We start from the raw sequence: 25,977 nt of genomic DNA, 5'->3' as shown, positions 1-25,977 counted from the left end.
CAATTCAGTTGGTCGTCAACACAATCAATGAGTTTCGGTCATGGCATTCACCTCTCCATCCGTCGGGAAAGGCGTTGGGTTTTCCCTTGTCAGCCTCACATTGCTGGGTGTCATGCCGATCGTCTCAAACCTGCGCCCTTCGGATATTGGCGCGCTGAGCTTTGCTTTCGCATTGTCGGTCTGGCAGGTGATCTTTGCGGCCCCGGCATTCGGGTTTGAACTACGGAGCGGGACCAAAGGGATTTTTGGCCTAGATCTGTCGCGCCGCGAGCGCGGACGGATGATCCTCGTGGCGCTGTTCACCGGCGCATTGTTCGGTCTTTCGACCTATCTCTATGTGCTGGGAGTTGAGAAGGCCGGCGCGACGAATGCGGCGATTGCAATACAGGCCTACCCGCTGTTCGCCATCCTCTGGGAAACGCTTTTCCTGAAACGCCGCAAGACAGCAGCCGAACTGGCTCTGACCGCGATTTTGATCGGATCGCTCTACTATCTCGGAACGGCCGGCACCTTCATGGTATCCGGCATGTCGCCCTGGTTTCTCGTCTCTCTCGGTGTGCCCCTGCTTTGGAGCATTGCGCATGTCATCATCAAGGAAGAACTGAGCAATACGCCGATTACGCCCGTGCAGGTGACGTTCTTTCGGGTGGCAATCTCGACAGCGTTCCTGCTGGTGATCATAGCTTTCGCGGCTCCTTCGGGCATCGCTGCCGGCCTGAGCGCGATCTTTCAGCCAATGTCGGCCATCATGGGGCTGGTCTATTTCCTGGAATTGATCGTCTGGTTCCATGCCGTCCGCCACATCGACGTTTCCCTGGCCAGCTCGATCACTACACCCTGGCCTGCACTGACGATGGTGCTCGCCGTGCCTTTGCTCGGCGATACTGTCGAAGCATATCAGGTTGTGGCGCTGATCATCGTTGTCGCCTGCATCTACGGGCTGACGCTTGCCGGCCTGCGAAAAGCGACGGTCAAACCTGCGACAGATGCGGGCAGGGTCTGAAATGCTGGGCATCTATGCCAGGGCCATGATGGTGGCGACGCGAATGGATGATTTTCAACACCATGTTCGCGTTGCCCGCACTGCTGACGAGGGAACCTTGCCCAGTTCGACTGACGAAAGGGGCTCACCCGACTCAAGCCACCAGCCGCGAGAGCGGGGACGAAAATGCGTCGACGATCAGAAGCCATAACCGGCCGCCGCAAATCCGGCTCGGGTCACGCATTCCCATGGTATCGCCGGTCATACGCTCGCTGTCGCTGAATATCTGAACTTCAGGCACGCGGCGTCCGTCTGACCGAGGCCGGACGCCAGTTCGTTGAGCGGGTAGCGGCGGGCCTGGACCAACTCGGCCATGCCGTGAAGATGGCGAATGTCCCAGCATCTGGGGAATGCGGATACCTGCGCATTGGTGTCCATGCGCCAATTCCGGGCGGGTTTTTCGCGCAGCTTCGCGCCGACATGCCGGACATCGAACGACGGCACATAGGCGGTTGCCGGCGGCAATCGATGATGAAATGGCGGGGTATCGCGGAGGGGTTTCGAACCCGCAGGGTTCGCAAGGCCAAGGGCCGTCCGAGCTTATGCGCGGCCCCGACTGGAGCGAAGCCCGAAGGGCGACAGCGCGACGTCAGGAAATGGCGGAGAGAGAGGGATTCGAACCCTCGGAACGCTTGCGCGCTCAACGGTTTTCGAGACCGCCCCGTTCAACCACTCCGGCACCTCTCCGCTATATGAGATGTCGTGGTCTCAAAGTGCGACGGTACATAGCGAAGTGCGGCGAGCCGCACAAGAGGCGTCTTGCAACTTTTCCCCGGCGGTGCACAGCGCCGGGCCGGCAAGGCGCCCCCGGCGCGGGAGCGCATGGAAGATCGAAGGGTTGCGCGCGTGTCACAAAAGCGCCGGCGCGCGCGGCAAAGCGCACAAAACCGCCCTTGCAAGCGTTGACTTTGCATCGCCGATCCGTATAGTCGCGCTGCTTCGCAAAGGGCCCGCAAAGGCCCATCCGTTGCCCGAGGCTCTCCGCCGTTCCCCGCAACCCACAGCCAACGCCCTTGAAAACGGGGCCTGACTGCGGCTTTTCCGGTGACCGGCAGACCATTCCGCCAGGCTTTCAAGGGCCCCGCCCGACGAGCCGGCAGGACGGTTTCAAGAGAGGCAATGTCCTCGTCAAGTTCCCGCAAGGGACGCCGAAGGGCAGGAAGGCGAAGCCCGGTAGACCAAAGACGGCCTGCCGGCGAGCAAAACGAAAAGAAGGACGTGCGAGACATGTTCGCAGTGATCAAGACGGGCGGCAAGCAGTACCGCGTCGCCCAGGATGACCTGCTCAAGGTCGAGAAGATCTCGGCCGAGGCGGGTGAGACCGTGACTTTCGAAGAGGTCCTGATGGTGGGCGGCGACACCGCCACCATGATCGGTGCCCCCCTGGTCGAGGGTGCGAGCGTCGTCGGCGAGGTCGTCGACCAGGCGCGCCACCGCAAGATCATCATCTTCAAGAAGCGCCGTCGGCAGAACTCGCGTCGCCGCAACGGCCACCGCCAGAGCTTCACGCTGGTCAAGATCACCGACATCCTGACCGGTGGCGCCAAGCCGGCGACCAAGAAGAAGGCCGCTGCTCCGAAGGCGGAGAAGGCCGAGGATGCAGGCACCGAGACCGAACTCCCGGTCCTGTTCACCGCACCGGATGCGCCCGCCGACGATCTGAAGAAGATCTCCGGTGTCGGCCCCGTGCTGGAGAAGAAGCTGAACGCGATGGGCATCACGACCTACGCTCAGGTCGCAGCCTTCACCGCGGAAGACATCGCCCGCGTCGACGAGGCCCTTTCCTTCAAGGGCCGCATCGAGCGCGACAACTGGGTCCAGCAGGCTTCGGATCTGGCCGGCAAGTGATTGCCGCCATTCAAGGCTGACTGAAGGTTTTCGACGAGGAGTTTCGTCATGGCACACAAAAAGGCAGGTGGCTCGTCCCGTAACGGCCGCGATTCCGCGGGCCGACGTCTGGGCATCAAGAAGTTCGGCGGCGAGGCGGTCGTCCCGGGCAATATTATCGCGCGCCAGCGCGGCACGAAGTGGCATCCGGGTACGGGTGTTGGCATGGGCAAGGATCATACGATCTTCGCCGTCGTCGAGGGAACGGTGACGTTCCAGGCCAAGGCCAACAAACGCACGTATATCAACGTGATGCCACTCGTAGACGCAGCAGAGTAAAGCCGACGTGTTTGGTTCGAACCGCCGGCGTCCCATCGACCCGGCGGTTTGAAACAAAACCGGCATGATCGCGACGGATCAGGGGAGATGGGCCGCCATCTCCCCTTTTTCTTTTCGTCGCAATGCCGGAGGACACCATGGTTGCGGATATCGAAGAGAGCCTGGAAGAAGATAGTCTGGCCGCGGTTGCTGGCCCGCAGGAGACCGAGAGGCTGAAGCTGGACGCGCTGCGTCCGGACGACCTTGCAGATATCGTTTTCCTCGCCAACAACCGCCGTATCGCAACGATGGTGGCATCGATGCCCCATCCCTTCACGGTCGCCGACGGGCGAAATCTCATCGCCCTTTCGGCGAACCGCTCGACGACGCGCGCCAAGTTCGCCATCCGCCTGAAGTCGACGGGCCGCGTGATCGGTGCCATCGGCTATGGCGCCCCTGACGAGGGCGAGCCGCTGCATCTGGGCTACTGGATCGGCGAGCCGTTCTGGGGCCAGGGCTACGCCACCGAGGCGGCGCAGTCGGTGGTAGACCATGTCTTCGCGGCCCAGGGTGCCGACCGGCTGACGGCGGCGGCCCGCGTCACCAACCCCGCCTCGCGGCGGGTGCTGGTCAAGTGCGGCTTCCAGTTCGTCGAGCAGGGGATGATCCATTCCCGCGGCGCCGGCGGTGCGGTCTCGGTCGACCGCTTCGCCATCGACCGCAGCACCTGGCGCGCCCTCAAGCAGTGGGGGCGGATGACATGCCTCACCTCGGCCTGAATGAGGGACGCCTGAGCGACCGGCTCGCCACCCGGCGGCTGGTGCTGCGCCCGCTGGAGCCGGCGGACGCGGAAGCCATCGACACGCTGTGCAGCCGCGACCACGAGATCGTGCGCTGGCTGACCGGCATGCCGTGGCCGGCGAAGGACGGCGCGGCGGCGGAATTCGTCGCCGCCGCCATCAACGAGGATCCGCTGACCGGCGAGGCGGCCTTCGCCGTCACGCTGGGCGGCATCGTGATCGGCCTCGTCGCCATCAAGGCGCCGGGAGAGCTGGCCGAACATCCGGACTGCCCCTCGATCGGCTACTGGATCGGCCGCCCGTTCCAGGGCTTCGGCTATGCCGGCGAGGCCGCAGCGGCCGCGCTCGACTGGGGCTTTGCCGCCCATCGCTGCCAGGCGATGGCAGCGCGGGCCTTCGCCGACAATGCCGCCTCGCTCAAGGTGCTCGCCCGTCTCGGCTTTCGCCGGACGGGGCGGATGATGCGCCATTCGCTGGCGCTGGGACGCGAGGTGGAGAACGTGGTGCTGCGGCTGGAGCACGCCAGCCGTCCGGGCGCCGACGCGCGCCAGGTGGAGGCCGCGATATGAGCACGCTCGCCCATCCCTTGCTGAAAAGCGCAAGGCTGACGCTGCGCGCGCCCGTCGCCAGTGATCTCGACCGCCTTGCAAAGCTGGCAAACGATGCCGATATCGCGCGGGTGCTGGAGCGCCTGCCGCACCCCTATTCGCGGGAGGACGGCGAGACGTGGCTTGCCGGCATCGGCCGCGATCCGGCAAAATTCGAGCTCGCCATCGACGATGGCAGCGGGTTCGTCGGCGCGTTGTCGCTACGCGGATTGGACGAAACGCCGGTGATCGGCTATTGGCTTGGCCGGCCCTTCTGGGGGCACGGCTACATGAGCGAGGCTGCCGGCACCGCGCTTGCCTGGATTTTCGGGGCAGGAAACGCGCAAGCCGTCGAGGCCCGCGTGATGACAGAGAATACCGCCTCGCGGAACGTGCTCGAAAAGCTCGGCTTCCGCGACATCGGCGGGACGGAGTGCACGAGCCTGGCCTGCGGGATAAGCCGGCCGGCGCGCTGCTACCGGCTCGACCGCACGACATTCGAGTACCGGAACCGGGGACATGCCCCGGTACAGGCCTGACGACCGGCCCGACGGGCCAGCAGAAAGACACGACGCATGAAGTTCCTCGACCAGGCCAAGATCTATGTCCGTTCCGGCGACGGCGGCGCGGGCGCCGTCTCGTTCCGGCGGGAGAAGTATATCGAGTTCGGCGGCCCCGACGGCGGTGACGGCGGACGCGGCGGCGATGTCTTCGTCGAATGCGTCGACGGGCTGAACACGCTGATCGACTTCCGCTTCGCCCAGCACTTCAAGGCCAAGACCGGCATGCACGGCATGGGCCGCAACCGCACCGGCGCCAAGGGCGACGATGTGGTGCTGCGGGTGCCGGTGGGCACGGAGATCCTGGAAGAGGACAACGAGACGGTGCTGGCCGACATGACCCGCGTCGGCGAGCGGCTTCTGCTGCTCAAGGGCGGTAATGGCGGCTTCGGCAACGCGCATTTCAAGTCGTCCACCAACCAGGCGCCGCGCCATGCCAATCCCGGCCTGGAGGGCGAGGAGAAGTGGATTTGGCTGCGGCTGAAGCTGATCGCCGATGCCGGCCTCGTCGGCATGCCGAATGCCGGCAAGTCGACCTTCCTTGCCGCCGTTTCGGCGGCCCGGCCGAAGATCGCGGACTATCCCTTCACCACGCTGCATCCCAATCTCGGCGTCGTCGAGATCGACGGCAACGGCTTTGTGCTCGCCGACATTCCCGGCCTGATCGAGGGCGCGCACGAGGGCATCGGCCTCGGCGACCGGTTCCTCGGCCATGTGGAGCGCACGCGCGCGCTGCTGCATCTGGTCGACGGCACCCAGGAAGACCCGGGCGAGGCCTACCGCGTGGTGCGCGGGGAGCTGGCCGCCTATGGCGCCGGGCTCGACGAGAAGCCGGAAGTGGTGGCACTGTCGAAGGTCGACGCGCTGGACGAGGAGACCCGCGCGGAGCGGGCCGCGATCCTGGAGGAAGCCTGCGGACAGAAGCCGCTGCTCTTGTCCTCGGCGAGCGGCGAGAATGTCGACCGGGGCCTGCGGATGATCCGCCGCGCCATCGACCGCGACCGCGAGCAGGAAGCGAACTCCGTGCCGCAGATGCCGAGCGAGCCCTGGCGCCCGTCGTAAGGCGCCAGGCACGGGAAGCGGACACGACGCGACAGGACGCAAGGCGATGGCGACAGCCCGCCGGAGACAGGAAACCAGGCCCGCGATGAAGACGGGCCGCAACGGAGGGGCCGTGATGGGCCGACCATGACCGGGAGCGCCTTGGCGGGGCGCGCGAGGGCGCCCCGCCCCACCCCCCCTGTCTTCCGCGCGCGCCTGCAACGGGCCGCGCACCCGAACTGACGGACCACACCCGATGTCCACCCCCCTCTCCGATTCGCTGTCCGCCCTAACGGACAGCGACAGCAAGGCCGGCACCGCAAAAGCTGCCGGCCGCCTCTCCTCCCACCGCCGCCTCGTCGTCAAGATCGGCTCGGCCCTGCTCGTCGAGGACGGCAGGCTCAAGCGCGACTGGCTCGACGCGATGGCCGACGACCTCGCGATGCTGGCGCGGGCGGGTACGGAGCTCATCGTCGTCTCCTCCGGCGCCATCGCGCTGGGGCGCGGCGTCCTCAAGCTGCCGCGCGGGCCGCTCAAGCTGGAACAGGCGCAGGCCGCCGCCTCGGTCGGCCAGGTGGCGCTGGCCCAGGCCTATGCCGAAGCGCTCGGCGCGCGCGGGCTGACCGCCGGCCAGGTGCTGCTGACGCTCGGCGACACCGAGGAGCGGCGGCGCTATCTCAACGCCCGCGAGACGCTGGGCACCCTGCTGAAGCTCGGCGCCGTACCCATCGTCAACGAGAACGACACGGTCGCCACCTCCGAGATCCGCTACGGCGACAACGACCGGCTGGCGGCGCGCGTCGCCACCATGGCCAGCGCCGACTGCCTGGTGCTGCTGTCGGATGTCGACGGGCTCTATACCGCGCCGCCCGCCAGCAATCCGGACGCGGTGTTCCTGCCCGAGGTCGCGGCGATCACCGGCGAGATCGAGTCCATGGCGGGCGCCGCCGGGTCCGAACTGTCGCGTGGCGGCATGCGCACCAAGATCGACGCGGCCAAGATCGCCACTTCCGCCGGCACGACCATGGCGATTGCCAGCGGCAAACGGATGAACCCGCTGGCGCATCTGGAAGCGGGCGGCCGGGCGACGTGGTTTCTCGCAAGGTCGACGCCCGCCACCGCCCGCAAGGCGTGGATCGGCGGCCATCTGGAGCCGCGCGGCGCGCTGCACCTGGATGCGGGTGCGATCCGCGCGGTGGAATCGGGCCGCAGCCTGCTGCCGGCCGGCATCCGCCGGGTGGAAGGCGACTTCAACCGCGGCGACGCGGTGCGGCTGGTGGCCCCGGACGGGCGCGATATCGGCCGCGGGCTGGTCGCCTACGACCACCCCGAAGCGGGACTGATCCTCGGGCGCAACAGCCGCGAGATCGAGACGATCCTCGGCTATGCGGGCCGGGCGGAGATGGTGCACCGGGACGATCTCGTGCTAAGCGGGCAGACCGGAGAGACGGTGACGGGAGGCGGCAGCGATGCTTGAACGGGTGGCGAAGACCGATATCACGGGACTGATGCGGCAGATGGGCCGCGAGGCCCGCGCGGCGTCGCGCCGGCTGGCGACGGCGGATGCGGCAACGAAGAACGCCGCCCTTGCGGCGATGGCCGAAGAGGTGCGCGCTTCGACCGCCGAGATCCTGGCGGCGAATGCGCAGGACATCGCCGCGATGACGGAAGGCGGCCAGACCGCCGCCTATCTCGACCGCGGCACGCTGACAGAGGAGCGCGTCGAGGCGATTGCCGCCGGCATCGAGGCGGTGGCGGCGCTGGACGATCCGGTGGGCGCGGTGATCGCCGCCTGGGACCGGCCGAACGGACTGCATATCGAGCGCGTACGCACGCCGCTCGGCGTCATCGGCGTGATCTACGAGAGCCGGCCCAACGTGACGGCGGATGCCGGCGCGCTGTGCCTGAAGGCCGGCAACGCGGTGATCCTGCGCGGCGGCTCCGATACGATCCGCTCCAACCTTGCCATCCATGCCGCGCTGGCGCGCGGGCTCGTGCGCGCCGGCCTGCCGGAAGCGGCGATCCAGGTGGTGCCGGTGACCGACCGGGCCGCCGTCGGCGAGATGCTGGCCGGGCTCGAGGGCACCGTCGACGTGATCGTGCCGCGCGGCGGCAAGAGCCTCGTCGCCCGCGTGCAGCAGGAAGCGCGCGTGCCGGTCTTCGCCCATCTGGAAGGGCTCTGCCACATCTTCATCGACCGCAGTGCCGATCCGGACATGGCGCTGAAGGTGGCGGTCAACGCCAAGATGCGCCGCACCGGCATCTGCGGGGCGATGGAAACGCTGCTGATCGACCGGGCCGTGGCGGACACGCTGCTGGTGCCGGTCTGCACTGCGCTGATCGAGGCGGGCTGCGAGATCCGGGGCGACGCGGACGTGTGCGCTGCCGTGCCGCAGGCGCGCGCGGCGACCGAGGACGACTGGCGTACCGAATATCTCGACGCGATCCTCGCCGTGCGCGTGGTCGACGGGCTGGACGCGGCGATCGAGCATATCGAGACCTACGGCTCGCACCACACCGACGGCATCATCGCGGAGGATCCGCAGGCGGTCGCGCGGTTCTTCGCCGAGGTGGATTCGGCGATCCTGACGCACAATGCCTCGACCCAGTTCGCCGATGGCGGCGAGTTCGGCATGGGCGCGGAGATCGGCATCGCCACCGGGCGCATGCATGCGCGCGGGCCGGTGGGCGTCGAGCAGCTGACGAGCTTCAAGTACCGGGTCCACGGCACCGGGCAGGTGCGCCCCTGAATGGACCCTCGGCTCGCCATTCCGCATGCCGAGCCGGGCAACCGCATCGGCCTGTTCGGCGGTTCGTTCAATCCGCCGCATTCCGGCCACCGGCTGGTCGCCGACATCGCGCTGGCGCGGCTCGGGCTCGACCGGTTGTGGTGGCTGGTGACGCCGGGCAATCCGCTGAAGGACCATTCGGAGCTGGCGCCGCTGGCCCGGCGACTGGATGCGGTGGAGGCGATCGCCCGGCATCCGCGCATGACGGTGACCGCGCTGGAGACGCAGCTGGGCACCGCCTATAGCGCGCGCACGCTGGCACGGCTGACGCAGCTGCGGCCGCGGCTCAACTTCGTCTGGGTGATGGGGGCGGACAATCTCGCCGGCTTCCACCGCTGGCAGGACTGGCGCGACATCTTCGCGCGCGTGCCCATCGCCGTGGTCGACCGGCCGGGTGCGACGCTGCCCGCGCTCGCCTCGCCGGCGGCGCAGAGCTTTGCCGGCAACCGTCTCGACGAGGCCGATGCGCGGCTGCTGCCGGGCATGGCGCCGCCTGCCTGGACCTTCCTGACCGGACCGCGCGATGCCTCCTCCTCCACACGGATCCGCGCGCTCGCGCAGGACCGGTGAAAGGGTCCGTTCGGCACGTTGCCGGGAATGTCTTGAAAACGCCACCAACGAGGGCCACTCTTTTACCTGCGCCGGAAGAGTCGCGCCGTATCGCATTTCGGCGTACAAGGCCGGATAACGGACGACCTGCCCAAGGCAGACGTCCCTATCCATCAGGCCGCAGCCCCAAAGGATGCACCATGACGTGCAGCCGTCGGCATGCGGCCGGACGAACCGGATGAAAGGCAATCCGTCTGAGCATGACCTTCGAAACCGAGGCGACGGCGTCCACCGCCCCTCACCCCGCAGCAGCCGGCACGCAGCAGCGTGCGAACCTGCTCGACACCGTCCTCGCCTCCCTTGCCGATTCCAAGGCCGAGGACATCGTCACCATCGACATCACCGGCAAGTCGCCGATGGCCGATCAGGTCATCGTCGCATCGGGCCGTTCGCACCGGCATGTCGGCGCCATCGCCGACCACCTGCTGCGCGACCTGAAGGATGCCGGCCACGGCAACGCCCAGATCGAGGGCACGCCCCAGTGCGACTGGGTGCTCATCGACGCGGGCGACGTGATCGTCCATGTGTTCCGCCCAGAGGTCCGCGCCTTCTACAATATCGAGAAGCTGTGGTCGGTGGACGACGTGAGCGCGCCGGTACACTACGCCGGCTGATGCCGGCGTAGCGAGGAAACGGACAGGACCGTCTCCCGCCAGGCCTTGCGCCGGCGGGACGAAGGGTCTCTGCCGCCCGCGCCCCAAGGTCCCGGCTGTTCGGACCCCGTGGGCGCAAGGGGTGGAGAGAACGGCCCTGCGAGGCCGAGCGGGACCGTGTGCGCCCGGCCGCATCAGGCCGCCTGTGGCCGCACTCGTGGGCCGGCTCCTTGCAGGATCGCTATCCGCGCCCGCCTCCAATCCCGCCGCACCCGCAGAACCTGGAAAGTTTCGGCCCGCCCATGCGCCTTCACATCGCCTGCATCGGACGCATGAAGGCCGGTCCCGAGCGCGAGCTCTTCGACCGGTACGGATCGCGCATCGACAAGGCCGGCCGGGGCGTCTCGCTCGGTCCGCTGTCGGTGACGGAGCTGCCCGAATCCCGCAGCCCCCGCGCCCAGGACCGCAAGGCGGAGGAAGCGCGCGCGCTGCTGGCCGCCCTGCCGGCGGGCACGGCAATCCTGTGTCTCGACGAGACCGGCCGGGACATGACGAGCGAAGCCTTCGCCGCCGAACTGGAAAAGATCCGGGATGCGGGAACGGCGGATCTGGCCCTGGCGATCGGCGGTCCGGACGGCCATGGCGAGGCGCTGCTGGAGGCCGCGCGGGCAAAGCTCGCCTTCGGACGGATGACCTGGCCGCACCAGATCGTGCGGGCGCTCGCCGCCGAGCAGCTCTACCGGGCGGTGACCATCCTTTCGGGCCATCCCTATCACCGCGGTGCGTGACGCAGCGGACTGCCCGTATTCCGCCCTATTTCTCGTCTAGGCCTTCTTTCCGCAGGCAGGAGTGAAGGGTTTACCATTCATTAGGGTTGACGTTTCTTTAACGTCCCTGGGGCAAGCTGGTCATCCTTAGTCAGCCCCTCCCGGGCTCCCCGCGTCCGGCGGATCCGCACCGGCAAGACCGGCAGCGCGACCCGAACGGGCGGAACGGTGAACATACGACCAACTGCCGAGAGCCATGCGGACAGGCCATCTGCTGCTGATCCTTCCTCTCGCCGTCGCGCTTGCGACAGGCGTGTTGCCGCAGGGGCCCGGACGGGGCCTGGCAAGCGAGGAACAGATCGAGACGGCGCAGGAGCCGTCCACCGCCGCGGACCCCGCATCCGGCACGGCCTCCCAACCGGAGAGCCTGGCCGAGCGCAAGGCCCGCCGCGAGGAGGAACTGTCGACGCTGACGCGCGATTTGTCGCTGTCGGCGGACCGGCAGGCCGCGCTCGCCCGAGAAATTCGCGCCATCGAGCGCGACCGGGAAGCGCTCAATGCCGACCTGCTGCGCACGGCGCAGAGGGTCACCCGGCTCGAAGAGCAGCTGGCGGCGACGGAAGATCGCCTGCGCCGCCTGGGAGAGAACGAGGACGCAGTGCGCGCATCCCTTGTCAAACGACAGGACGTGCTGGCCGAGGTGCTCTCGGCACTGCAGCGAATCGGCCGGCATCCGCCGCCGCCGCTCGCCGTGCGTCCGCGCGATGCGCTCGGCGCGGTGCGCAGCGCCCTGCTGCTCAACGCGGTGATGCCGGAGCTGCATGTGGAAGCGCAGGCGCTGGCGAGCGATCTTGCCTCCCTGCGCCAGCTCAAGGTATCGAGCGCGGCCGAGCGCGACCGGCTGGTCGCCGACGGGCGGCGCCTGGCCGAGGAGCGCACCCGCGTGGAAATGCTGGTCGCCTCGAAGAAGCGCGACTATGAGAGGAGCGAAGCGGAACTGGCGCAGGAGCGCGACCGCACACGCCAGCTCGCCGAGGAGGCAGGCACTCTCAAGGAATTGATCGCGACGCTGGAGCGGGACATCACCAGCGCGCGCGACGCGGCGGAAGCCGCCCGCAAAGCCGACGAGGCCCGGCGCAACGCCCCGCCCCCGTCCGATCCGTTCAGCGATCCGGGACGGCTGGCGCCGGCCATCGCCTTTGCCGACGCGAAGGGTCGCATCGGCACGCCGGTGACCGGCACGGTGCTGCGGGACTTCGGGGCGCAGGACAGTTTCGGCGGCACGACCCAGGGCCGCTCGATCGCCACCCGCGCCAATGCCCAGGTGGTGGCTCCGGTGGACGGCTGGGTCGTCTATGCAGGACCGTTCCGTTCCTACGGGCAGGTCTTGATCCTGAACGCCGGCGATGGATATCATATCCTTCTTGCCGGCATGGACCGGACGAATGTCGAGCAGGGGCAGTTCGTGCTGGCAGGGGAGCCCGTCGCGACGATGGGAGAGACGCGCGTTGCAAGCGCGGCGACTCTCGATCTCGCGGCACCGCAACCCGTGCTCTATGTTGAATTTAGGAAAGACGGCGTTTCGATCGATCCCACACCTTGGTGGGTTCGGCCCGAAGAAGAAAAGGCTCGCGGATGATTCGGAAAGCTTCCCTGTTGCTGGTCGGTGCGCTCATCGGTGGCGCGACAATCACCGCCCTCTCGCAGATGCCCGTGCGTGTCAGCGGCGTGGCGAATGCCGCCGCCTCCGACACCTACCGGCAGCTCAACCTCTTCGGCGACGTGTTCGAGCGGGTCCGCTCCGACTATGTCGAGGTTCCCGACGATGCGGCTTTGATCGAGTCGGCCATCAACGGCATGCTGAGCTCGCTCGACCCGCATTCGAGCTACCTGTCGCCCAAGCACTTCCGCGACATGCAGGTGCAGACGCGGGGCGAGTTCGGCGGCCTCGGCATCGAGGTCACCATGGAGGACGGCCTGGTCAAGGTCGTCACCCCGATCGACGACACGCCCGCCTTCAAGGCCGGCGTGATGGCCGGCGACCTGATCACCCATCTCGACGGCGAGCAGATCCAGGGCCTGACCCTGTCGGAAGCGGTCGACAAGATGCGCGGACCGATCAACACCGGCATCGAGCTGACGATCCGCCGCGAGAACGTGGCCGAGCCGGTCAAGCTGACGATCACCCGCGACATCATCCGCATCAAGTCCGTGCGCTTCCGCGAGGAAGGCGAGGTCGGCTATCTGCGCGTGACCCAGTTCAACGAGCAGACCTATGACGGCCTGAAGGACGGCATGGACGAGGTCGCGAAGAAGATCGGCTCCGACAAGCTCAAGGGCTTCGTGCTCGACCTGCGCAACAATCCCGGCGGTCTGCTCGACCAGGCGATCGCCGTCTCCGACGCCTTCCTGCAGCGCGGCGAGATCGTCTCGACCCGCGGCCGCAACGCCGACGAGACCCAGCGCTACAACGCCCGCTCGGGCGATCTTGCCAACGGCAAGCCGGTGATCGTGCTGATCAACGGCGGCTCGGCCTCGGCGTCCGAGATCGTCGCCGGCGCCCTGCAGGACCACCGCCGCGCCACCGTGCTCGGCACCCGGTCCTTCGGCAAGGGTTCGGTGCAGACCATCGTCCCGCTCGGCGCCAACGGCGCGATCCGGCTGACGACGGCGCGCTACTACACCCCGTCGGGCGTCTCGATCCAGGCCAAGGGCATCACCCCGGACATCGAGGTGCTGCAGGAGCTGCCCGAGGAACTGCGCGCCAGCGGCGCCGAGACCAAGGGCGAGGCGGGCCTGCGCGGCCACCTGCAGGGCGAGGGCGAGGAGCAGTCCGGCAGCCAGGCCTATGTGCCGCCGGACCCCAAGGACGATGCCCAGCTGAAGCTGGCGCTCGACCTGCTCAACGGCGTCCAGGTGAACAGCGCCTTCCCGCCGGTCGGCGACCAGAAGGCCGCCGTTCCGAACTGATCAACGACCGGATGCGGGCGCCCTGGGGAGGGGAGCCCGCTTCCGCCCGTCTTGAAAGCGGATGAGGCACCATGGCGGGAAATGACCTCTCGACTCCCCTCGGGCTGAGCAAGAAGAAATATCTCAATCTGCCGCTCGGGCTGATCGGCGCCGGCATGATCACCCTGCTGGGCCTGACCGTGCTTGTGTGGATCGGCGTTGTCGACGACCCGCTCGGCGGCGAGCCCACCGCGTCGATCCCCCTGGAACGCTCCCTCGACGGCCTGACCGCCCGCGATTTCGGCGTGGTGGAGATCCGCCCGACCCTGCCCGACCAGAGCGAGGACAGCGACCAGGTCGCTGCGGCCGAAGACGAATCGCTCGGGCCGCGCTTCGAACCCAAATCCATCGACAACCAGGACAGCGCGCCCGCGACCGACCGGGCCATGCCGTCGCTGGCCAGCGGACAGGGACTGTCCGAACGCCCCGACGCGCGGGTGAGCGAAAGCGGGCCGCACGGCAAGCTGCCGACCGTCTCGGAGGGCGGGCTGCGGCCGCTCGACATCTACGCCCGGCCCGTCGGCCAGTCCTTCGCCTCCGTTCCCAAGATCGCGATCATCGTCGGCGGTCTCGGCCTGTCGCAGACCAGCACCCAGGCGGCGATCGACCGGCTGCCGCCGGACATCACCCTCGCCTTCGCGCCCTACGGCTCCAGCATCGACCGCTGGATGCAGCAGGCCCGCCGCGCCGGCCACGAGCTGCTGCTGCAGCTGCCGATGGAGCCGTTCGACTATCCCGACAACGATCCGGGCCCGCACACGCTGCTGGTCAGCAACGCGCCGGGCGAGATGCAGGACCGCCTGTCGTGGCTGCTCAGCCGGATCAGCAACTATGTCGGCGTGATGAACTACATGGGCGCCCGTTTCACCGCCTCGGAAAACTCGTTGAAACAGCTGTTGGGAGAGGTGACCCGGCGCGGGCTGATGTATGTCGACGACGGTTCGTCCTCGCGCAGCGTGGCCGGGGCGACGGCAAACGGCTTGCGCACGCCCTACTCCCACGCGGACCTGGTCATCGACGATGTGCCGCGGCCCAAGGACATCACCGCCCGGCTGCTCCAGCTGGAAGGCACCGCACGGGCGCGCGGCATCGCCGTCGGCGTCGCCAGCGCGCTTCCCGTGACCATCGACGAGCTGGAGAGATGGTCGCGCGACCTGGAAGAGCGCGGGCTGCAGCTCATCCCGATCAGCGCCTCGATCGACCGCGCCGGCCAGTAGCACCCTGCCGGCCGCGGCCGCTCCCCTCTTTCCCTCCCGTCCACGATCCTCAGGAGACCTGCCGCGTGCTCAGCCCCGCCGCCCTGCCCGACTACCGCCCCTGCGTGGGCGTGATGCTGCTCAATGCCGACGGCCTGGTGTGGGCCGGCAAGCGCACGCCGGAGGGCGGGGTCGATCCCGACTATTGCTGGCAGATGCCCCAGGGCGGCATCGATGCGGGCGAGGACCCGCTGGTGGCCGCCCGCCGCGAGCTCTACGAGGAGACGGCGATCCGCTCGATCTCGCTGATCGCGGAGGCGCCCTCGTGGTTCTCCTACGACTATCCCGCCGACATCGTGCCGCTGCGCCACAAGGCCCGCTACAAGGGCCAGACGCAGAAGTGGTTCGCCTTCCGCTTCGAAGGCGAGGAGAGCGAGATCGACATCCTGACACCCCCGGACGGCCACAAGCCGGAATTCAGCGAGTGGCGCTGGCAGCGGGCCGAAGAGCTGCCCGGCCTCGTCATCCCGTTCAAGCGCGCGGTCTACGAGGGCGTGGTACAGGCCTTTTCCGCCTTCACCCGCTAAGCCCCTTTGGCCATGCGCACAGGCCAGCGTGTTCCCACACGCCGGCCAATCGGCCATGGCGCCCGGCGCCCCCGCCTGCCATGATCCGGCATCCGCGCCTGCGGGCCGCGCCCTTGCGGCCTCGCGCGATCCAGCCCGAGCGGCGCCTTCCCTGAGGCTCGTCCCGCTCCGGCGCAACATGCTCACGGGGGACACCATGACACTTTCAGCGGACCTGTCCGGCAAACGGATGCTGATCACCGGCGCGTCGAGCGGGCTCGGCTCCCATTTCGCGCGGGTCGCGGCACGGGCCGGCGCCTCCATCGTCGTGGCCGCACGGCGCCAGGACCGGCTCGACGCGCTGGTGAGCGAGCTGCACGAGCTCGGCGCACCGAAGGCCGCGGCACTGGCGCTCGATGTCGGCGACGGGGCGGCGATCCATGCCTGCCTTGCCGGCGCGGTCTCGGCGCTCGGCGGGCTCGACATTCTCGTCAATAATGCCGGCATCGCCCGGGCCGGCCTTGCCGTCGACCAGACGGCGGAGGATTTCGACGCGGTGATGTCGGTCAACCTGCGCGGCGTCTGGCTGATGGCGATCTCCGCCGCCCGCCACTGGCGCGAGACGGAAACGCCCGGCAACATCGTCAACATCGCCTCGATCCTGGGCGAGCGGGTCAGCATGGGCACCGCCTGCTATGCGGTCTCCAAGGCCGGCGTCGTGCAGATGACGCGGGCGCTGGCGCTGGAATTCGCAAGGCTGAACGTGCGGGTCAACGCGCTGGAGCCGGGCTATTTCGAGACGGAAATCAACCAGGGCTATTTCGACACCGACGCCGGCAAGGCGATGATCCGGCAGGTCCCCATGCGCCGCATCGGCCAGTACGAGGATCTCGACGGGCCGTTCCTGCTGCTGGCGAGCGATGCCTCGCGGTTCATGACCGGCGCGGCGATCCCGGTCGACGGCGGCCACATGCTGGCCTGAGATCAGGTCGAGCCGGCCGCCCCCTCCTCGGCGGCGGCGAGGGCCGCCTGCCATTCCTCGCACACCTCCTCGTCCTGCTGCCCTGCCAGCGCGGCGGCGGCAAGGGCGGCGAAGCGTGCCGGCGGCAGCAGGCGCGAGGCCGCCCACACGGCGGCTCCGCGCACCAGCGGGCTGTCGTCGGCGAGCAGCGGCTCGACCCTTGCGACAAGTGCGGGCGAGCCGGAATTGCCGGCAGCGACCAGCACATTGCGCAGGAAGCGGTCGCGGCCGATGCGCTTGATCGGCGAGCCGGAAAAGAGGGTACGGAACGCCGCATCGTCCAGCTGCAGAAGGTCGGCGAGCGCAGGCGCGCGCAGCTCGTCGCGGGCAACGAGGCGCGCCTCGCGCGCCTCGACCGCGAACTTGTTCCAGGGACAGGCGGCAAGGCAGTCGTCGCAACCATAGATGCGGTTGCCCATGGCGGCGCGGAAGGCGCGCGGGATCGGTCCCTTGTTCTCGATGGTGAGATAGGAGATGCAGCGGCGCGCATCGAGCCGGTAAGGCGCAGGGAACGCGTCCGTCGGGCAGACTTCCAGACAGGCCCGGCAGGAGCCGCAATGGTCGACCTCGGCCTCGTCGACGGGGAGTTCCAGATCGGTGAAGATCTCGGCGAGGAAGAACCACGAGCCGAGGCGGCGCGAGACGAGATTGGTGTGCTTGCCCTGCCAGCCGAGGCCGGCCTGCTGGGCCAGCGGCTTTTCCATCACCGGGGCGGTGTCGACGAAGACCTTCACCTCGCCTTCGCCGAGCCCCATGCGCCGGGCCTGCGCCAGTAGGTGCTGCGCCAGCTCCTTGAGCCGGCCCTTGATGATGTCGTGATAGTCGCGGTTGCGGGCATAGACGGAGATGGTCGCCTGCTCGCGCGCGGCGAGCGTCGCCAGGGGATCGTCATCCGGCGCGTAGGACAGGGCCAGGCTGATCACCCGGCGCGCATCCGGCCACAGAGCCTGCGGCGCCGCGCGGCGCTCCGCCGTCTCGGCCATCCACTCCATCGAGCCGTGATGGCCCTCGGTGATGAACCTTGCGAGGTTTTCGGAGGTCCGGGGCGGTGCATCGGCGAGGGCGACGCGCATGTCGTCGAAGCCGAGCGCCCGTGCCTTGTCGGAGAGCGAGGCCTTCAGCCGGGCCGCCTGCTGCGGGCTCAGAAGTCCAGGTCGGCGTAGACCGGCGCCGGCGGCATGCCCAGCATCTTCTCCGCCAGCAGCGGACGGAAGCTCGGACGCGACTTCATCCGCGCGTACCATGCCTTGACGTTTTCCTCCTCCGCCCATGGCACCTCACCCATATAGTCGGCGCAGGACAGCTCCGCCGCCACGGCGAAGTCGGCGAAGGACAGGCGCTCGCCCGCCAGCCAGTTGCGCGAGGCGGCAAGATAGCCGAAATAGCGCAGATGGTGGCCGATATTGGAGCGCGCAGCGCGCAGGATGGCCGAATCCGGCGATCCCCCGCCCTGCGAGGACGGCATGTCCTGCTTGTAGATGCGCTCGCGCACGAAGGGGCCGATCACCTCGTTGTCGAGCTTGTTGACCGCCCAGTCGACCAGCCGCCGGGTCTCGGCCCGCGCATCCGGATGGTCGGGCATCAGCCGGCGGTCGCCGACCGCATAGCCGCGCGTCTCGTCGAGATATTCCATGATGGCGAAGGCCCCGCACACGGGCGGGCCGTCGTTTTCCCGCAGCACCGGCAGGGACCCGGCCGGATTGAGCATCAGGAACTCGCGGCGGCGCTCCCAGGGGCGCTCGGTGACGAACTCCACCTTTGCGCCGTATTCGGCCAGCACAAGCTGGACGAAACGCGACTGGGGCGAGAACGGATGGCGATACAGCGTCAGCATAAGAGGATCGTAACCGGTTACGGTTAATCAAACGGTGCAGAGCGGGCAGCACCGTTGCCAGGGGCCCCGTATACGCCGCACCACGCCGTCGTACAACGCGGCAATTCCCGCAAGGAACCCCCGCAAGGAACCGGAGAGTCCAGCCCATGCAATCGGAGACGCTCGTCGGAGCGCTGATCCTCGGCCTCGTCGAGGGCCTGACCGAGTTCATTCCCGTGTCCTCCACCGGACACATCCTGCTGCTCGGACATTTCATCGGATTCGAGAGCACCGGCAAGACCTTCGAGGTGCTGATCCAGCTCGGCGCCATCCTGGCCATCCTGTCCGTCTATTTCCACCGCCTGTGGACCATCGCGATGGCGCTGCCGCACCAGGGGCAGGCGCGACGCTTCGTCGCCGGCATCCTGCTCGCCTTCCTGCCGGCGGCGGTGATCGGCGTTTTCGCCCACAGCTTCATCAAGGAAGTGCTGTTCGAATCGCCGGCGCTGATCTGCACCACGCTGGTGCTGGGCGGCATCGCGCTGCTGGCCGTCGACCGGATGAAGCGGCCGCCGCGCTACGACGACGTGATGAACTATCCGCTGTGGCTGTGCCTGGCCATCGGCTTCTTCCAGACACTGGCCATGGTGCCGGGCGTCTCGCGCTCCGGCTCGACCATCGCCGGCGCGCTGCTGCTGGGCACGGACAAGCGCTCTGCGGCGGAGTTTTCGTTCTTCCTGGCGATGCCGACCATGGCGGGCGCCTTCGCCTACGATCTCTTCAAGAACCGCAACATCCTGTCGGTCGACGACGTGACCATCATCGCCGTCGGTTTCGTCGCGGCCTTCGTCACCGCCGTCTTCGTGGTGCGCGGCCTGCTCGACTTCGTCAGCCGGCACGGTTTCGCGCCCTTCGCCTGGTGGCGCATCGGCGTCGGCCTTGCCGGTTTCGCCGGCCTATATCTCATCGGCTGAGGCCTCCGCCGCCATCGCCGCCAGCTCCCGCGCGAGCCGGCGGCGCAGCTCGTCCGGGGCAAGCAGGCGCGCCCCCGGCCCGAGCCAGCGCACCAGCGGCAGGATCACCTCGGCATCGGTGCTGGGGATGCGCACCTCCAGAAGACCGCGTCCCGCACCCTCCCCGTCCTGCATGCCGAAGATCGCGTGGCGATAGTACCAGTCGCGCTGCAGGCGCTCGGCCTGCTCGCGCGTGACGAGAAGCCGGCTTACCCGCCCCTCGCCCTCCCAGCGGCGCATGGCGCGCGACAGCCAGGCGCGGCCGATCTGGCTCTGCACCGAGAGCGCGGCACGCGGGCGGAAGGCGAAGCCGGAAACCTCGATCTGCCGCACCCGGTCGGCACGAATCAGCCGCTCCGAGCCCAGGTCGACATCGTGGCCGAACAGGTACCAGCGGTCGCGGTCGAACAGGATGCCGTGCGGCTCCATGTCGTAGTCGACGCTGCGGCCGCGATAGGGGTTCTCGTGGGTCAGACGCACGCGCTTTGAGGCGAGAAGCCCCTGCATGAAACGATCGACGGCAAGCTGGGTGTCGCCATCGCCGACCCCGTCCGGCTCGGGATGGAAGATGTCGGCGGGCGGACACTCGATGCCGACGATGCGCTCCCCTTGCCCGAAGAGCTCGCGCGCGGCACGTGGCAGGGAGGCCAACAGCTTCGCCTCGGCTGCATCCAGCTCCGACAGGAGCGGCGTCGCGCGCAGGCCGCGCACCAGGGCCAGCGCCACCAGCAGAGCCGCCGTCTCGCCGCGGGTCAGCGCCACCGGCGGCTGCAGATAGTCGCGCGCCAGCCGGTAGCCGCCCTCCGCCCCGCGCTCGGCCTCCACCGGAATGCCCAGCGCCAGCAGCCGGTCGACATCGCGGTAGATGGTGCGCACGGACACGTCGAATCGCTCCGCCAGCTCGGCCGCGCTGCGCTGGCCGCCGGTCAGCAGCAACAGGATGCCGAGCGCCCGTTCGATGGCGTTCATCGCTCTCTTCTCCCGAAGGTCCGGCCGCCTCAGGGGCCGAAAAAATCACCTGCCATCACAAGACCGGAACATACCTGACGCGCTGGTGTCAGGTATCACCCGTCATCCTGCTTCGCATCGCCGCTTTCCACAACGCAGCGCCCTCACCGGGCCTCACGGGAAACGCGGCCAGGCAACAGGAGAGCCAGCCATGACCGACATGCGCGTGAACAGGACGGGGGCCATCAAGACGGGGGCCATCAGGACCGCTTCGGTCGAGACCTGCCCCGCCCGCAATACAGCACCGAAGAACGGGCGCAGGGCGCCCGACCCGTACGACTTTCCCACGCCCCCGCGCTTCCTGCCGGCACTGCTGCTGGCGCGGGCGGCACGGGCCCTCGCCGCCCGCTGGCGGCGCTGGCGCTCGGTGCGCCGCACGCAGGCCGCGCTGGAGCGGCTGGACGAGGCGGGACTGCGCGATATCGGCCTGTCGCGCGGCTATTTCGGCTACGAGCCGGATGACGGGCTGAGCCGCCGCGAGCGGCAGCGTATCCGCCGGCTCGGCTCGGATTTCGGCCTGTGGCGGCACGGGCTCGACTGATGCGGGCTGCGGCGGAAAGACAACGAGCCGGAGCGGCGATCAACCGCTCCGGCTCGCGAGCATTTCGCGTCAATGAAACGGCGATCAGACCTCGGGGCCGGCCGTCATGCGGTTGGCGTCGTACTGGCCGTGCTCGCGGAAGCGCTCCAGATAGGTCGGCAGGATCGCGGCAAGGGTACGCGGCTCGACGCCGAGCGCCTTGAGCGTGCGCCCTTCGGCTTCGGCCTTCTCCGAGACCACGTTGTCGACCTTCAGCATCTCGACCTGATCGACCGTCAGCAGCGGCTTGGGCAGCAGCTGCAGGAAGCGTGCCTGGATGCGGGCAACGCCGAAAGGCAGCGGCACCAGCACCCGCTTGCGGCGAATCACCTTGAGCATGGTCTCGAGGCACTCGCGGAAGGAGAGAACTTCCGGCCCGCCGAGCTCATAGACCGTGCCCGGCGCCAGCTCGCCGTCGACCGCACGCGCCACCATCTCGGCAACGTCGCCGACGAAGACCGGCTGGAACTTCGTGACGCCGCCGCCGATCAGCGGCAGCACCGGCGACATGCGGGCCATGGAGGCGAAGCGGTTGAAGAAATCGTCCTCCGGGCCGAAAACGATGGAGGGGCGCAGGATCACCGCCTGCGGCGCGGTTTCCAGCACCGCCTGCTCGCCGGCCGCCTTGGAACGGGCATAGGCCGCGGGCGAATCGGCATCGGCGCCGATGGCCGACAGATGCACCACACGGTCGATGCCGGCGGCGCGCGCCGCCTCGGCGACCGCACGCGGGCCGAAGGACTGCACCGCGTCGAAGGTCTGGGCGCCGGCCTCAAAGAGAATGCCGACGAGATTGACCACCGCATCGGAGCCGACCACCGCCCGGTCGACCGACCAGCGATGACGCAGGTTGGCCTGCACAGGCATGATCTGGCCGACGGCGCCGAGCGGCTGCACGTGTTCTGCAAGATCGGGGCGGCGCACCGCGACGCGAACGCGGTAGCCGCGCCGGGCCAGCGCCCGGACCACATGGCGGCCGATGAAGCCGGACCCGCCGAACACGGTGACGAGCTTGCCGTTCAGGGCCTTCGAACCAGATGCCGCGGACATGACCGTCGCTCCCTCTGTGACCATTCGTGCTTCATGGGGCGCAGGCCCCGGATGTCGGCGGGTGGTGCCCCGGGTCGCCGCTGCCGGCGCCACCCGTCACGCCGCCGGATTGCGAATCTCTCAGGGCGGGACTCGTCCTGCCAACGAGGCGCCGATTCGCGGCGCCTGACCGTAGGAAGCCGGAAATCCCGCCTGCCCGGTCTCAATAGCCCTTGCACCGGCGTCTGTGAAGGCCGGTTTTGCACATACGCAGGCGGTTTCAAAAACCCCCGTTGACAAGCCCGCAAGCGTTCCTTACAAGCCCGCCTCACAGCCCAGGTGGCGGAATTGGTAGACGCACTAGCTTCAGGTGCTAGCGCTCGCAAGGGCGTGGAGGTTCGAGTCCTCTCCTGGGCACCAAATTCGTCTCGGACATGCCAATAGGTCCGAGGCACACGAGAAAGGTCCGGTTCGCCGGGCCTTTTTTCGTTTTGGCGGGCCTTGCGATGCCCGACCTTGCAGACGCGGTGTCATACTGCGTGCGTTTCCGCCGCAAAACCGCTGCCGGCATCGCCTCTCGCATGATGGACGCGGCCGAAAAACGCCGATATCAAGAGCGTCACTTTCGACAAGGCACTGAACACGCATCCCGCCCGGAGGCACCTTTTCATGACCATCCGCCTGCATCGCGGCGACCTGCCCGACCTCGCTTCGCCCGAAATGGCCGCCTACCGGACCGCCAGCGCCGTGGCGATCGACACCGAGACGCTCGGCCTCAAGCCGCATCGCGACCGGCTTTGCGTGGTGCAGCTCTCGGCCGGAGACGGCAGCGCCGACGTGGTGCAGATCGCCAGCGGCCAGACCAGCGCCCCGAATCTCGCAAAGCTCCTGGGCGATCCCGCCAAGACCAAGCTGTTCCACTTCGCCCGCTTCGACGTCGCCGTGCTGTCGCACGGGCTCGGCATCGACTGCGCGCCGGTCTGGTGCACCAAGATCGCCTCGCGGCTGGTGCGCACCTATACCGACCGGCACGGGCTGAAGGACCTCGCCCGCGAGCTGATCGGCGTGGAGATCTCCAAGCAGCAGCAGAGCTCCGACTGGGCGGCAGAGACCCTGACCGACGCGCAGCTCGCCTATGCCGCCTCCGACGTGCTCTACCTGCACGCGCTGAAGGACAAGCTGGCCGAGCGGCTGGAGCGCGAGGGCCGCACGCAGATCGCAGAGGCCTGCTTCCAGTTCCTGCCGACCCGCGCCGCGCTCGATCTCTCCGGCTGGGACGATACGGACATCTTCGCCCACAGCTGAGGCCGGCCCCGGCGGCCCGCGAGGAACGGACGACAGGCGCGCCGCTCCGGGGAAGGAAGACAGCACGCGCGGGCGTGCCTATATAGGGGCAGGACCACAGGCACGGGGCGACGGGCGCCCCCTGCCGGATTTGCCCGAATGGCAGACAGGCGCTGACAGGACCGACGGACGGATACGGCTTGGACCAGGAGGCCTACAGACTGCAGCCCGCCTTCGACGGGCAGGATCTCGGCGGGCCCGAAGATGCGGGCGCGTACGATCCCGCACGCGAGGCAGCCCGCCGCGATGCCGCGCGCAAGGCGTCGCGCCGGCACAGCCGCCACGTGCGCGGCCTGCGCGTGCTGGTGCCCGGGCTCGGCGTCCTGCTGATGCTGGCCATCGTCGCGATGATCGCCGTCAGCAACTATCTCTCCGGCCTCGGCTTCGGCGCCGTGACCATCACCGCCGACGGCCTGGTGATGGACAGTCCCGAACTGTCGGGCCACGACGGCGAACGCTCCTACAAGGTGTCGGCGAGCCGGGCGATCCAGCGCATCAGCGACCCGCGCATCATCGACCTGGAACGGATCGTCGCCGACCTGCGCCTGTCGGCCGACCAGCAGGTCCGCATTGTCGCCGCACGCGGCACGTATAACAGCTTCGAGGAAACCTTGAGGCTCGCCGATGGCGTCGATGTCACCACCAATGGCGGCGAGACGGCACGGTTCGGCACGCTCGACGCCAACCTGAAGACCGGCCATCTGCGCAGCGAGGAAAAGACGCTGCTCACCTCCTCCTTCGGCTCGCTGACCGCCGGACGGATGCGTTTCGACCAGGACGCGGGTACACTGACCTTCACCGACGGCATCTCCATGACGGTGATGCCGCCGAACGCGGAGAAAGCTCCATGATCCCATCGCGGCACAGCCTGCCCGCCCTTTCCGCCCGCCTCGCGGCCGCTGCGGGGGCCGCCCTTCTCGGCCTCGCGCTCGCCGCCGGCAGCGCCGGGGCGCAGACCTTTTCCGACGCCTTCGCCGGCTTCGGCTCCAACGAACGCGAACCGATCCAGATCGAGGCGCGCGAGCTGCAGGTGCAGGACAAGAGCCAGAGCGCGGTGTTCAGCGGCGATGTGGTCGTCACCCAGGGCGATGCGATGCTGAAGACCCAGCGCCTGGTCGTGCATTACGACGGCTCCGCCGCCGGCGGCGTCAACCAGCGCATCTCCAAGCTGGAGGCGAGCGGGCGCGTCTACATTTCCTCCAAGGACCAGACGGCGACCGGCGAGCGCGCCACCTTCGACATGAACCGGCAGCTGATGGTGATGACCGGCGGCGAGGTGGTGCTGTCGCAGGGGCCGAACGTGGTGGTCGGCAACAAGCTGACGGTCAACCTGAAGACCGGCAAGGCGGACCTGGAAGCGAAGAACACGGGCCGGGTCAAGGTGCTGATCCAGCCGAACTCGCTGCGCGAGACCACGCCGCAGAACTGACGCGGGCGGGCGCTCCGCCGGCCGTTCGTGCGGGGCCTCGGCCGCGCAGCGGATTGAACGGCGGCCGCCTTTCATGCAAATAGGCAGCAGCAAGACGAGAATGACGAGGCGGTCCACGAGGGCCCGCGCCACGCAGACCTGGACCGACCCCTTGAAAATCCTCTCCATCTTCCGCCAGGGCACGCAGGACCGGACCGACGAGGCCGCACAGCCGTACGATCCGGCGAGCGAGGACGGGCTGCTCGTCGTCGACGGCATCGGCAAGAGCTACAAGCGGCGCCAGGTGGTTCGCCATGTCAGCCTGATGGTCCAGCGCGGCGAGGCGGTCGGCCTGCTCGGCCCCAACGGCGCGGGCAAGACCACCTGCTTCTACATGATCACCGGGCTGATCCAGCCCGACCACGGCACCATCCGCCTCGACGGCTTCGACATCACCCGCCTGCCGATGTATCGGCGCGCGCGGCTCGGCATCGGCTATCTGCCGCAGGAGGCCTCGATCTTCCGCGGCCTGTCGGTAGAGGACAACATCCGCGCCGTGCTGGAGGTGGTGGAGCCGGACCGCAAGCAGCGCCAGCACGATCTGGAGTCGCTGCTGGAGGAATTCGGCGTCACGCATCTGCGCGACTCTCCCGCCATCGCCCTTTCGGGCGGCGAGCGGCGGCGCGTCGAGATCGCCCGGGCGCTGGCCAGCCGCCCGACCTTCATGCTGCTCGACGAGCCCTTTGCCGGCATCGACCCGATCGCCGTCGGCGACATCCAGCAGTTGGTGCGCCATCTCACCCATCGCGGCATCGGCGTCCTGATCACCGATCACAACGTGCGCGAGACGCTCGGCCTCATCGACCGGGCCTATATCATCGCGGCCGGCGAAGTGCTGACGGAAGGCTCGCCCTTCGAGATCGTCGCCAACCCGGACGTGCGCCGGCTCTATCTCGGCGAGCAGTTTACGCTTTGATGCGAAAACTCCCTTAGGCTACAAAGCAAGAAGCGGACCAATCGCGCCGGGGGCAGGTGCGACGCGTGCCCGCATGCGCGG

The 25,977-nt window shown here is 68.4% G+C and carries 27 protein-coding genes and 2 tRNA genes; 24 read left to right on the top strand and 5 right to left on the bottom strand.

Features of this window, described 5'->3' with window-relative positions:
• The first annotated feature begins 40 nt into the window (after nucleotides 1-40).
• Nucleotides 41-1,003, top strand: a complete 963-nt coding sequence (locus H7H34_RS01765) for a DMT family transporter (protein ID WP_185924038.1) — start codon at nucleotides 41-43, stop codon at nucleotides 1,001-1,003.
• A 636-nt stretch (nucleotides 1,004-1,639) separates the two neighbouring features.
• Here H7H34_RS01765 and H7H34_RS01760 read toward each other — a convergent pair.
• Nucleotides 1,640-1,729, bottom strand: a tRNA-Ser gene (locus H7H34_RS01760).
• A gap of 540 nt (nucleotides 1,730-2,269) precedes the next feature.
• On the opposite strand from H7H34_RS01760, the gene H7H34_RS01755 reads away from it, so the two are divergent.
• The 16 genes from H7H34_RS01755 to H7H34_RS01680 all read left to right on the top strand — a co-directional run bounded on the left by H7H34_RS01755 (nucleotide 2,270) and on the right by H7H34_RS01680 (nucleotide 16,686).
• A complete protein-coding gene (locus H7H34_RS01755; protein WP_120270410.1) occupies nucleotides 2,270-2,890 on the top strand; it encodes a 50S ribosomal protein L21 in 621 nt (206 codons plus the stop codon).
• A gap of 48 nt (nucleotides 2,891-2,938) precedes the next feature.
• The gene (gene rpmA, locus H7H34_RS01750; RefSeq protein ID WP_120270412.1) at nucleotides 2,939-3,208 is read left to right on the top strand and encodes a 50S ribosomal protein L27; all 270 of its coding nucleotides are present in this window, start codon (nucleotides 2,939-2,941) and stop codon (nucleotides 3,206-3,208) included.
• A gap of 137 nt (nucleotides 3,209-3,345) precedes the next feature.
• Nucleotides 3,346-3,966: a GNAT family N-acetyltransferase gene (locus H7H34_RS01745; protein WP_185924037.1), complete on the top strand. Its 621-nt coding sequence runs from the start codon at nucleotides 3,346-3,348 to the stop codon at nucleotides 3,964-3,966.
• Nucleotides 3,948-4,556, top strand: a complete 609-nt coding sequence (locus H7H34_RS01740) for a GNAT family N-acetyltransferase (protein WP_120270414.1) — start codon at nucleotides 3,948-3,950, stop codon at nucleotides 4,554-4,556. Before H7H34_RS01745 ends, H7H34_RS01740 begins: the two co-directional genes overlap by 19 nt.
• A complete protein-coding gene (locus tag H7H34_RS01735; protein WP_120270416.1) occupies nucleotides 4,553-5,113 on the top strand; it encodes a GNAT family N-acetyltransferase in 561 nt (186 codons plus the stop codon). Before H7H34_RS01740 ends, H7H34_RS01735 begins: the two co-directional genes overlap by 4 nt.
• A gap of 36 nt (nucleotides 5,114-5,149) precedes the next feature.
• Nucleotides 5,150-6,196: a GTPase ObgE gene (gene obgE / locus H7H34_RS01730; protein WP_120270418.1), complete on the top strand. Its 1,047-nt coding sequence runs from the start codon at nucleotides 5,150-5,152 to the stop codon at nucleotides 6,194-6,196.
• Between the two features lie 235 nt (nucleotides 6,197-6,431).
• Nucleotides 6,432-7,652 (top strand): glutamate 5-kinase, encoded by a 1,221-nt coding sequence (gene proB / locus H7H34_RS01725; protein ID WP_120270419.1) that lies wholly within the window; start codon nucleotides 6,432-6,434, stop codon nucleotides 7,650-7,652.
• The gene (locus tag H7H34_RS01720) at nucleotides 7,645-8,925 is read left to right on the top strand and encodes a glutamate-5-semialdehyde dehydrogenase (RefSeq protein ID WP_185924036.1); all 1,281 of its coding nucleotides are present in this window, start codon (nucleotides 7,645-7,647) and stop codon (nucleotides 8,923-8,925) included. Before proB ends, H7H34_RS01720 begins: the two co-directional genes overlap by 8 nt.
• The gene (locus tag H7H34_RS01715) at nucleotides 8,926-9,534 is read left to right on the top strand and encodes a nicotinate-nucleotide adenylyltransferase (protein WP_185924035.1); all 609 of its coding nucleotides are present in this window, start codon (nucleotides 8,926-8,928) and stop codon (nucleotides 9,532-9,534) included. It begins immediately after the preceding gene.
• A gap of 239 nt (nucleotides 9,535-9,773) precedes the next feature.
• A complete protein-coding gene (rsfS, locus tag H7H34_RS01710; protein ID WP_185924034.1) occupies nucleotides 9,774-10,187 on the top strand; it encodes a ribosome silencing factor in 414 nt (137 codons plus the stop codon).
• Between the two features lie 281 nt (nucleotides 10,188-10,468).
• Nucleotides 10,469-10,954, top strand: coding sequence for a 23S rRNA (pseudouridine(1915)-N(3))-methyltransferase RlmH (gene rlmH / locus H7H34_RS01705; RefSeq protein ID WP_120270426.1), 486 nt, complete (start codon nucleotides 10,469-10,471; stop codon nucleotides 10,952-10,954).
• Between the two features lie 235 nt (nucleotides 10,955-11,189).
• Nucleotides 11,190-12,572: a murein hydrolase activator EnvC family protein gene (locus H7H34_RS01700; protein ID WP_185924033.1), complete on the top strand. Its 1,383-nt coding sequence runs from the start codon at nucleotides 11,190-11,192 to the stop codon at nucleotides 12,570-12,572.
• On the top strand, nucleotides 12,569-13,903 hold the full coding sequence (locus H7H34_RS01695) for a S41 family peptidase (protein WP_120270430.1): 1,335 nt from the start codon (nucleotides 12,569-12,571) through the stop codon (nucleotides 13,901-13,903). The genes H7H34_RS01700 and H7H34_RS01695 overlap by 4 nt, the downstream gene beginning before the upstream one ends.
• Before the next feature lie 71 nt (nucleotides 13,904-13,974).
• Nucleotides 13,975-15,159 carry a divergent polysaccharide deacetylase family protein gene (locus H7H34_RS01690; RefSeq protein WP_209006130.1) on the top strand — a complete coding sequence of 395 codons (1,185 nt, stop codon included), beginning with the start codon at nucleotides 13,975-13,977 and terminating at the stop codon, nucleotides 15,157-15,159.
• A 65-nt stretch (nucleotides 15,160-15,224) separates the two neighbouring features.
• On the top strand, nucleotides 15,225-15,725 hold the full coding sequence (locus tag H7H34_RS01685) for an RNA pyrophosphohydrolase (RefSeq protein ID WP_371811338.1): 501 nt from the start codon (nucleotides 15,225-15,227) through the stop codon (nucleotides 15,723-15,725).
• 196 nt (nucleotides 15,726-15,921) lie between these two features.
• Complete coding sequence (locus H7H34_RS01680) at nucleotides 15,922-16,686, top strand: SDR family NAD(P)-dependent oxidoreductase (RefSeq protein ID WP_185924031.1); 765 nt, start codon at nucleotides 15,922-15,924, stop codon at nucleotides 16,684-16,686.
• Between the two features lie 2 nt (nucleotides 16,687-16,688).
• Here H7H34_RS01680 and queG read toward each other — a convergent pair whose 3' ends face one another.
• Nucleotides 16,689-17,969 (bottom strand): tRNA epoxyqueuosine(34) reductase QueG, encoded by a 1,281-nt coding sequence (gene queG / locus H7H34_RS01675; protein WP_185924030.1) that lies wholly within the window; start codon nucleotides 17,967-17,969, stop codon nucleotides 16,689-16,691.
• The gene (locus tag H7H34_RS01670; protein ID WP_120270437.1) at nucleotides 17,867-18,559 is read right to left on the bottom strand and encodes a glutathione S-transferase family protein; all 693 of its coding nucleotides are present in this window, start codon (nucleotides 18,557-18,559) and stop codon (nucleotides 17,867-17,869) included. The genes queG and H7H34_RS01670 overlap by 103 nt, the downstream gene beginning before the upstream one ends.
• A 146-nt stretch (nucleotides 18,560-18,705) precedes the next feature.
• Here H7H34_RS01670 and H7H34_RS01665 point away from each other — a divergent pair, with 146 nt between their 5' ends.
• Nucleotides 18,706-19,512, top strand: a complete 807-nt coding sequence (locus H7H34_RS01665; RefSeq protein WP_185924029.1) for an undecaprenyl-diphosphate phosphatase — start codon at nucleotides 18,706-18,708, stop codon at nucleotides 19,510-19,512.
• On the opposite strand, the gene H7H34_RS01660 is transcribed toward H7H34_RS01665, so the two are convergent.
• A complete protein-coding gene (locus H7H34_RS01660) occupies nucleotides 19,495-20,520 on the bottom strand; it encodes a helix-turn-helix transcriptional regulator (RefSeq protein WP_185924028.1) in 1,026 nt (341 codons plus the stop codon). The genes H7H34_RS01665 and H7H34_RS01660 overlap by 18 nt on opposite strands.
• A 190-nt stretch (nucleotides 20,521-20,710) precedes the next feature.
• Here H7H34_RS01660 and H7H34_RS01655 point away from each other — a divergent pair, with 190 nt between their 5' ends.
• Nucleotides 20,711-21,100 (top strand): YjiS-like domain-containing protein, encoded by a 390-nt coding sequence (locus H7H34_RS01655; protein WP_158592747.1) that lies wholly within the window; start codon nucleotides 20,711-20,713, stop codon nucleotides 21,098-21,100.
• Nucleotides 21,101-21,184: 84 nt separating this feature from the next.
• Here the strand turns inward: H7H34_RS01655 and H7H34_RS01650 are convergent, their stop codons facing one another.
• Nucleotides 21,185-22,189 carry a complex I NDUFA9 subunit family protein gene (locus H7H34_RS01650; protein ID WP_185924027.1) on the bottom strand — a complete coding sequence of 335 codons (1,005 nt, stop codon included), beginning with the start codon at nucleotides 22,187-22,189 and terminating at the stop codon, nucleotides 21,185-21,187.
• A 312-nt stretch (nucleotides 22,190-22,501) separates the two neighbouring features.
• On the opposite strand from H7H34_RS01650, the gene H7H34_RS01645 reads away from it, so the two are divergent.
• The 5 genes from H7H34_RS01645 to lptB all read left to right on the top strand — a co-directional run bounded on the left by H7H34_RS01645 (nucleotide 22,502) and on the right by lptB (nucleotide 25,896).
• Nucleotides 22,502-22,588 (top strand) — tRNA-Leu (locus H7H34_RS01645).
• Between the two features lie 249 nt (nucleotides 22,589-22,837).
• Nucleotides 22,838-23,473 (top strand): ribonuclease D, encoded by a 636-nt coding sequence (locus H7H34_RS01640; RefSeq protein ID WP_185924026.1) that lies wholly within the window; start codon nucleotides 22,838-22,840, stop codon nucleotides 23,471-23,473.
• Between the two features lie 179 nt (nucleotides 23,474-23,652).
• Complete coding sequence (gene lptC, locus H7H34_RS01635; protein ID WP_199681493.1) at nucleotides 23,653-24,363, top strand: LPS export ABC transporter periplasmic protein LptC; 711 nt, start codon at nucleotides 23,653-23,655, stop codon at nucleotides 24,361-24,363.
• A complete protein-coding gene (lptA, locus tag H7H34_RS01630; protein WP_120270447.1) occupies nucleotides 24,360-24,941 on the top strand; it encodes a lipopolysaccharide transport periplasmic protein LptA in 582 nt (193 codons plus the stop codon). Before lptC ends, lptA begins: the two co-directional genes overlap by 4 nt.
• A 100-nt stretch (nucleotides 24,942-25,041) precedes the next feature.
• Nucleotides 25,042-25,896: an LPS export ABC transporter ATP-binding protein gene (gene lptB / locus H7H34_RS01625; protein ID WP_185924025.1), complete on the top strand. Its 855-nt coding sequence runs from the start codon at nucleotides 25,042-25,044 to the stop codon at nucleotides 25,894-25,896.
• Nucleotides 25,897-25,977 lie beyond the last annotated feature (81 nt).

Source organism: Stappia sp. 28M-7 (assembly GCF_014252955.1).
GTDB lineage: Bacteria > Pseudomonadota > Alphaproteobacteria > Rhizobiales > Stappiaceae > Stappia.
This window is presented reverse-complemented; position numbering and strand designations above follow the sequence as displayed.